This is a genomic window from Aliterella sp. E5.1, from assembly GCF_057473825.1.
Genome location: NZ_JBYCCV010000044.1, coordinates 24546 through 30545, shown reverse-complemented (window position 1 = coordinate 30545; position 6000 = coordinate 24546). Strand labels below are relative to the sequence as shown.

Sequence of the window (6000 nt, the reverse complement as noted above, 5' to 3'; positions counted from 1 at the left end):
GGGCGGCTTCGCTCACATCTATTCAAACTGCAAAAGTTACCGACTCGAATTGTCAAGTATTTCCAGCATCCATTCATTACTTATGCTGCCTAAACAACTGTACTGTCAATTATTGCCGGGTTAATAAAATAGGTGTCATGGTGTTTGATTAGTTGCCCACTTAATCCATTGAATGAAAGAACCCAAACCATTGAGGTGGCTTGCTCTTGGAGCGCGCGCTCTTGCTAAACCGTCGGCGGCACACTGCGCCGCGTACTGCAACCCTAAAAAGGTATCTACGGGTGCGTAAGGGCCGCCTAAAGTCATTACCCCGGCTGCATACATCCGAGCGCGATCGTTGGGCATCTCTACAAGTTCAAAATCGTTAGCGACGTGCAACCGTCCTAAAGGATTGAGCGGTAAGCTGTAATGAGTAACCAAGTCATTGAGGAAAGGACTTTCCGATGGCTTAGCATCTAGTCCCGTAGAGTCGATAATAAAGTCAGCATTGAGCTTGCTTTCACCTTTAATATTGCTGGTTTCCAAGTAGGTAACTACAGCAGTTCTCATTCCGATAAAGTACAGCTTTAGGATTTAATTACTGTGAGGTCATGCTTAAGGTGTACTGCACTCAAGTGCGAACCGCTATAAACGCCCTTTCTCGTCTTGCTCAACTCGGTCAACCTTACCAAAAGCGATCGCATACCAACCTTCTTGCAGTCCGGTACTGACAATCTTCTTCCAGTCCGAGCGATCGGCGGTAGTAGTACCTCCCCAGTCGGTGAGCAAGCGCTGGCGTTCGACAGGACTACCTTCTTCTAGCCGTTTCTTCATATCACCGCCCCATGTACCTTTGGGCCAGTTGTAGGGCTGAAATTCCCACTGATTTTCGTTTTGCGCTGAGCGACTCCAAACTTATTACCTTCAGGTTTGGGCGATCGCATTAAATGCAGAACTGTTACATTTGGATTTTGGCGGCGAATTTCTGATATGCGCTGGATAATTCGCGAAGCCACAATTCCTCTACCCCGGACAATAATGCTTCCACCTTTGGTAATTAACTGCTTGTAGACGTGTTCGTGTTCTTCGTAAGCATTGACTACTGATTTAAAATCGCGGTACTTTTCGCGGTAAGCTTGCAAATCTGGCAAGAACTTAATCGCTGGATAGCCTGGAGCCATGTGGATGTAGCGAGTGATTAAAAAGCGATGATCTTGGCGATCGCCTTGAGTGCGAGAATAAGCAATCACATAGCGACCATCTTCAGTTTTGCGAATTGCCCGGAAGCGACCGTAACGCAGCATTTTGTCCCAGCCAATTCGTTCCGCTTTGCGGTCTACCGAAGCAAATACATCGCCCGACTTTGGCGTATAGGTGTCTCCAACACGGGTTCAGAAAATACTTGCCATAGGTGCTTAATTGACGAGCCAACTTGTCCTCTAAAAAACTCTTTAAAAGACTCTCGCCAAGCATACCCCGGCCAACCCCAAATATTATCTGGGCAGGAGTCAGAACCAGAGCGCAGCCGCTCGTGGGGGGGGGAATTTGCGAGTTTTGGCACAAACGTTGATAGCGACCGTAGGGCTTTTTCTCAATCCCTAACACCACAATTTGCTCGGCTTTTACCCCAAAGCAGCGCATTGTATCAACCCAAGTAAAGCTACCCATCCCCGCGCCTAAGCTTACATAGTCGCTTTCTTCAATGGGCAAACCTGCGGCATTAATATCAGCAATAGAGATTTTTTCGGCAGCAAAACACGACGGGGGAAAACTACTACCAGGAGTGCTAATTTCTTGGGGGATAATTGCTTGAGCTTCCAGAATGTTGGTTTCTGGGTTAAAACAATTGTTGAAGACGGAACTATAAACTCGGTTGCAGAAGGGTCGCCGATAACAACTTCTGTCGCATCAACATTATTTACCATCGACTCAATCGTTACGGTAATTTCGTAAGCGCCGAGTTTGAGAGTGTCGCCACTATTTAAAGGACGGCTAGACTGAGTTATCCGTTCGCCATTTATCAAAGTACCATTGGCGCTACGATCTTCGATGGTTAGTTGCCTGTTATTGGAGACAATTAAGGCATGAAAGCGAGAAACTTGTTTACTTTACTTGCAAGAATAATGGGCGAGACTGGTTGATCGTTAATGGTTGGCGGAATTTGACCAGCTTCTCTACCAAAAGCTATAGGTGCAGATAAAAGTGGTTCAACTGTAATTTGAACTTGGCTTTTAAAAGTTTCTACAAATAGCAGAGCAGAATTAAGATAAGCAAAATATTGAATTAGTATAGCATTATTAGAAAAGCGAGATAGTGCTAAACGAGTTAAGCTCAATCCCTCTAGTGTATCTTGTTCAATTGAATTAAGTTCTTGGTTGAGTCTGTCAACTAAAGCGGCAAGATTTGGTGGAATTGGCATCTATTTTGCAAAAATCACTCGCAATTGAGGTTTATTAGCATATCATTTAAAGTTGGCTGAAATTTGCCCTGGCGATCGCACTTTTACCTAACTTATGCAAATTACAACTGAATTATTCACCGTAAATAAGCGTTTTCCTTTAACTATTAGTCGCGGTACAACGGCGCAAACAACTAATATTTGGGTGAAAGTAGCCTCGGATGGTATTGAAGGCTGGGGAGAAGCTTCGCCTTTTTGTTTAGGAAACCATAGTCAATCTACGGAAACGCTCAAAGAGGCATTAGAAAAAGTTGCACCAATTCTAAGTGCTTTTCATCCTTTGCAAAGGCAACAAATTGACCAAGTATTGCAATCTAACTCGATTCCTTCTTCGGCGCAAGCGGCGATAGATATGACTTTGCATGACTGGTTGGGAAAACAGGTACAGTTACCTTTATGGCAGTTGTGGGGATTAGATCGCGATCGCATTGTCCCAACTTCGGTCACAATTGGCATCAATTCCCCCGAAAAAGCGCAAGAACGAGTAATTGATTGGTTGCAACTATTAGATATAAAAGTATTGAAAATCAAGCTAGGAAGTACCGCCGGGATTGCAGCCGATAAAGCAATGCTATTAGCCGTGCAAGAAGTAGCACCAAACCAAGAAGTGTTTGTTGATGCTAATGGTGGTTGGAGTGTGGAAGACGCAACTGCAATGTGCGATTGGCTTGTAGATTTGGGAGTGAAGTATGTAGAACAACCATTGCCAAGAGGAGAGGAAAATAAACTCCTAGAATTAAAAAAGCGATCGCCTTTACCAATATTTGTTGATGAAAGCTGCATGACTAGCGCAGACATTCCTTTACTTGCCAACTCTGTAGATGGAATTAATATCAAGTTAATGAAAGCTGGCGGATTGAGTGAAGCGCTGCGGATGGTACACACTGCCAAAGCTTACGGATTGCAAGTAATGTTTGGTTGCTATTCTGATAGTACCCTTGCCAATACCGCCGCCGCCCACTTGTCGCCTCTAGCTGATTATCTCGACTTGGATAGTCACTTGAATTTAACAGACGATCCTTTTAGCGGTGCAATAATGCAACAAGGAAGATTGCAGCTTAATAATAAACCAGGTTTGGGAGTAGAACGCCGTGCGGTTGGGAATTGACAGTGCGGAAAGTTGGGGGGAAGCATCCCCCAAGCTTTTCCAAAAAAAAGTTGCTATTTTGCTCCATGATGGGGTTAAAGGCGTTTATGGCAAAACGGGTTTAGCACTGCTGCGGTTTAGCGATGCCTCTATTGTCGCTGTAATCGATCGCCAGTGTGCGGGGGAATCTTTAGCGCAATTGACGGGAATTGCTCGCGATGTGCCAATTGTTGCAACTATAGATGAAGCCTTAAATTATGCGCCAGAAGTATTAGTAATTGGGATTGCACCCTCTGGGGGAGTATTACCCGTTGAATGGTTGGCAGAAATTCAGCAAGCTGTAAGTGCAGGTTTATCGATTGTTAATGGTTTGCATACTCCAATGGCAACTATGCCAGAATTGCAAGCAATCAAACCTGGACAATGGATTTGGGATGTCAGACAAGAACCCGCCAATATAGAAGTTGCTAGTGCTAAAGCGCAAACTCTCTCTTGTCAGCGCTTCCTTACCGTCGGTACGGATATGGGAATTGGCAAAATGTCCACTAGCTTAGAATTACACAAAGCCTCTCAAAAACAGGGAATGCGATCTAATTTTCTCGCTACTGGACAAACGGGGATCATGATCTCCGGCGATGGTGTAGCTTTAGATGCGGTGCGCGTAGATTATGCCGCAGGCGCGGTAGAACAATTAGTCATGCGTTATGGTGATTGCGATATTTTGCACGTAGAAGGACAAGGATCGCTTCTACATCCCGGTTCTACGGCAACTTTACCTTTAATTCGGGGTACGCAACCAACGGCGCTAATTTTAGTTCACCGTGCGGGACAAAGTAATATTCGCAATCATCCAAATGTATTGATTCCACCGCTTACAGAAGTCGTCAAGCTCTATGAAACAGTGGCGACGGCGGGGGGAGCGTTTAAGGCGGTGGAGGTGAAAGCGATCGCGCTTAATACGGCGCACTTGGACGAAAATATGGCACGAAAGGCGATCGCGCAAGTTCAGGAAGAAACACAATTAGCTTGCACCGATCCCGTGCGTTTTGGTGCAGAAACTTTATTAAATGCTGGTAAATCGAATTAGTCTACAATTTGCATAGATTCTATTTAATCTAAATTTGCCTCAAGGCGTATTAATAATGGATACAAAAGCTTTTAAAAAGTCGCTCCAACATTCGGAAAACTACCACCGTAAAGGTTTTGGTAAAGCTGCCGAAGTTGCTACATTGTTGAAATCAGAGTATCAAAGCAATTTAGTTCAGCTTATTCGCGACAATAACTATACTCTTACGCGCGGCGATGTCACTATCCGTTTAGCGGAGTCTTTTGGCTTTTGTTGGGGGGTAGAACGCGCTGTAGCAATGGCTTACGAAACCCGCCAGCATTTTCCTACCGAACAAATTTGGATTACTAACGAGATTATTCATAACCCTTCGGTAAATCAGCGTTTGCGCGAGATGCAGGTGCAATTTATTGAAGTAACTAACGGTAATAAAGACTTTTCTGTTGTCAATGCTGGCGATGTAGTTATTCTTCCCGCCTTCGGTGCAAGCGTCCAAGAAATGCAGTTACTCAACGATAAAGGTTGTAAAATCGTCGATACTACCTGTCCATGGGTTTCTAAGGTTTGGAATACCGTTGAAAAGCACAAAAAAGGCGATTATACGTCAATTATTCACGGCAAGTACAACCACGAAGAAACGATCGCTACAAGTTCTTTTGCTGGTAAATATTTAATCGTCCTCAATCTCGAACAAGCGGAATATGTAGCGTCTTACATTCTTAATGGCGGCGACGCAGCCGAATTTATGACTAAGTTTAGCCGCGCTCATTCGGAAGGATTTAACCCCGATGAAGACTTAAAACAAATTGGCATTGCAAATCAAACTACCATGCTCAAAAGTGAAACCGAGCTTATTGGCAAGCTATTTGAGCGGACAATGATGCGAAAATATGGTCCTAGCAAACTAACCGAGCATTTTCAAACCTTCAATACTATTTGCGATGCTACCCAAGAACGTCAAGATGCGATGTTTCAGCTTGTAGAAGAAAAGCTAGATTTGATGGTAGTTATTGGTGGTTTTAATTCTTCTAATACTACCCACTTGCAAGAAATCGCTGTAGAGAGGGGTATTGCTTCTTATCACATCGACTGCGCCGAGCGCATTGATGCTAATGGCATCGAGCATCGCTTACTTGATGGTAACTTGCAAGTAACTCAGCATTGGCTACCAAAGCGTGCAATTACAATCGGAGTGACTTCAGGAGCTTCTACTCCGGATATAGTTGTAGCAGATATTGTAGAGAGGATTTTTGCCTTAAAAGCAGATAATTAATTTTGCTTTGCACTTGCTACGCATTTAGCTAAAAACTATTAATTTCCTGTATATTGCTCAGAGGCAGAGTTACAAATAAGTCTCCATGTTCAACACTTGGAGGCTTATTTGCTATTAGTGCTAAGACTGAGACTTTA

General features: G+C 44.0%; 9 protein-coding genes. 3 read left to right on the top strand and 6 right to left on the bottom strand.

Annotated elements, in window-relative coordinates; translation table 11 throughout:
• Window positions 1-135: 135 nt before the first annotated feature.
• The 6 genes from AC2VE5_RS14855 to AC2VE5_RS14830 form a co-directional block, all read right to left on the bottom strand.
• Window positions 136-549, bottom strand: a complete 414-nt coding sequence (locus AC2VE5_RS14855) for a hypothetical protein (protein ID WP_486888515.1) — start codon at window positions 547-549, stop codon at window positions 136-138.
• A 75-nt stretch (window positions 550-624) separates the two neighbouring features.
• Window positions 625-813: a hypothetical protein gene (locus tag AC2VE5_RS14850; RefSeq protein WP_486888514.1), complete on the bottom strand. Its 189-nt coding sequence runs from the start codon at window positions 811-813 to the stop codon at window positions 625-627.
• Window positions 810-1283 (bottom strand): hypothetical protein, encoded by a 474-nt coding sequence (locus AC2VE5_RS14845; RefSeq protein WP_486888513.1) that lies wholly within the window; start codon window positions 1281-1283, stop codon window positions 810-812. The genes AC2VE5_RS14850 and AC2VE5_RS14845 overlap by 4 nt, the downstream gene beginning before the upstream one ends.
• A 32-nt stretch (window positions 1284-1315) precedes the next feature.
• Complete coding sequence (locus AC2VE5_RS14840; RefSeq protein WP_486888512.1) at window positions 1316-1540, bottom strand: hypothetical protein; 225 nt, start codon at window positions 1538-1540, stop codon at window positions 1316-1318.
• 121 nt (window positions 1541-1661) lie between these two features.
• A complete protein-coding gene (locus tag AC2VE5_RS14835; protein WP_486888518.1) occupies window positions 1662-2030 on the bottom strand; it encodes an FHA domain-containing protein in 369 nt (122 codons plus the stop codon).
• A 26-nt stretch (window positions 2031-2056) separates the two neighbouring features.
• Window positions 2057-2398 (bottom strand): restriction endonuclease subunit S, encoded by a 342-nt coding sequence (locus tag AC2VE5_RS14830; protein ID WP_486888510.1) that lies wholly within the window; start codon window positions 2396-2398, stop codon window positions 2057-2059.
• A gap of 94 nt (window positions 2399-2492) precedes the next feature.
• Here AC2VE5_RS14830 and AC2VE5_RS14825 point away from each other — a divergent pair, with 94 nt between their 5' ends.
• The 3 genes from AC2VE5_RS14825 to AC2VE5_RS14815 are packed head-to-tail and all read left to right on the top strand — an operon-like array spanning window position 2493 to window position 5863.
• Window positions 2493-3545 carry a dipeptide epimerase gene (locus AC2VE5_RS14825; RefSeq protein ID WP_486888509.1) on the top strand — a complete coding sequence of 351 codons (1053 nt, stop codon included), beginning with the start codon at window positions 2493-2495 and terminating at the stop codon, window positions 3543-3545.
• Window positions 3529-4611, top strand: coding sequence for an N-acetyltransferase DgcN family protein (locus AC2VE5_RS14820; protein ID WP_486888508.1), 1083 nt, complete (start codon window positions 3529-3531; stop codon window positions 4609-4611). Before AC2VE5_RS14825 ends, AC2VE5_RS14820 begins: the two co-directional genes overlap by 17 nt.
• Before the next feature lie 55 nt (window positions 4612-4666).
• Window positions 4667-5863, top strand: a complete 1197-nt coding sequence (locus tag AC2VE5_RS14815) for a 4-hydroxy-3-methylbut-2-enyl diphosphate reductase (protein WP_486888507.1) — start codon at window positions 4667-4669, stop codon at window positions 5861-5863.
• The last annotated feature ends 137 nt before the right edge of the window (window positions 5864-6000 follow it).

What these genes read in the sequence shown, in the direction of transcription:
- AC2VE5_RS14825 (WP_486888509.1), top strand. Translation starts at nt 2,493, where the DNA reads ATGCAAATTACAACTGAATTATTCACCGTAAATAAGCGTTTTCCTTTA.
- AC2VE5_RS14850 (WP_486888514.1), bottom strand. Translation starts at nt 813, where the DNA reads ATGAAGAAACGGCTAGAAGAAGGTAGTCCTGTCGAACGCCAGCGCTTG.
- AC2VE5_RS14830 (WP_486888510.1), bottom strand. Translation starts at nt 2,398, where the DNA reads ATGCCAATTCCACCAAATCTTGCCGCTTTAGTTGACAGACTCAACCAA.
- AC2VE5_RS14845 (WP_486888513.1), bottom strand. Translation starts at nt 1,283, where the DNA reads ATGCTGCGTTACGGTCGCTTCCGGGCAATTCGCAAAACTGAAGATGGT.
- AC2VE5_RS14815 (WP_486888507.1), top strand. Translation starts at nt 4,667, where the DNA reads ATGGATACAAAAGCTTTTAAAAAGTCGCTCCAACATTCGGAAAACTAC.
- AC2VE5_RS14855 (WP_486888515.1), bottom strand. Translation starts at nt 549, where the DNA reads ATGAGAACTGCTGTAGTTACCTACTTGGAAACCAGCAATATTAAAGGT.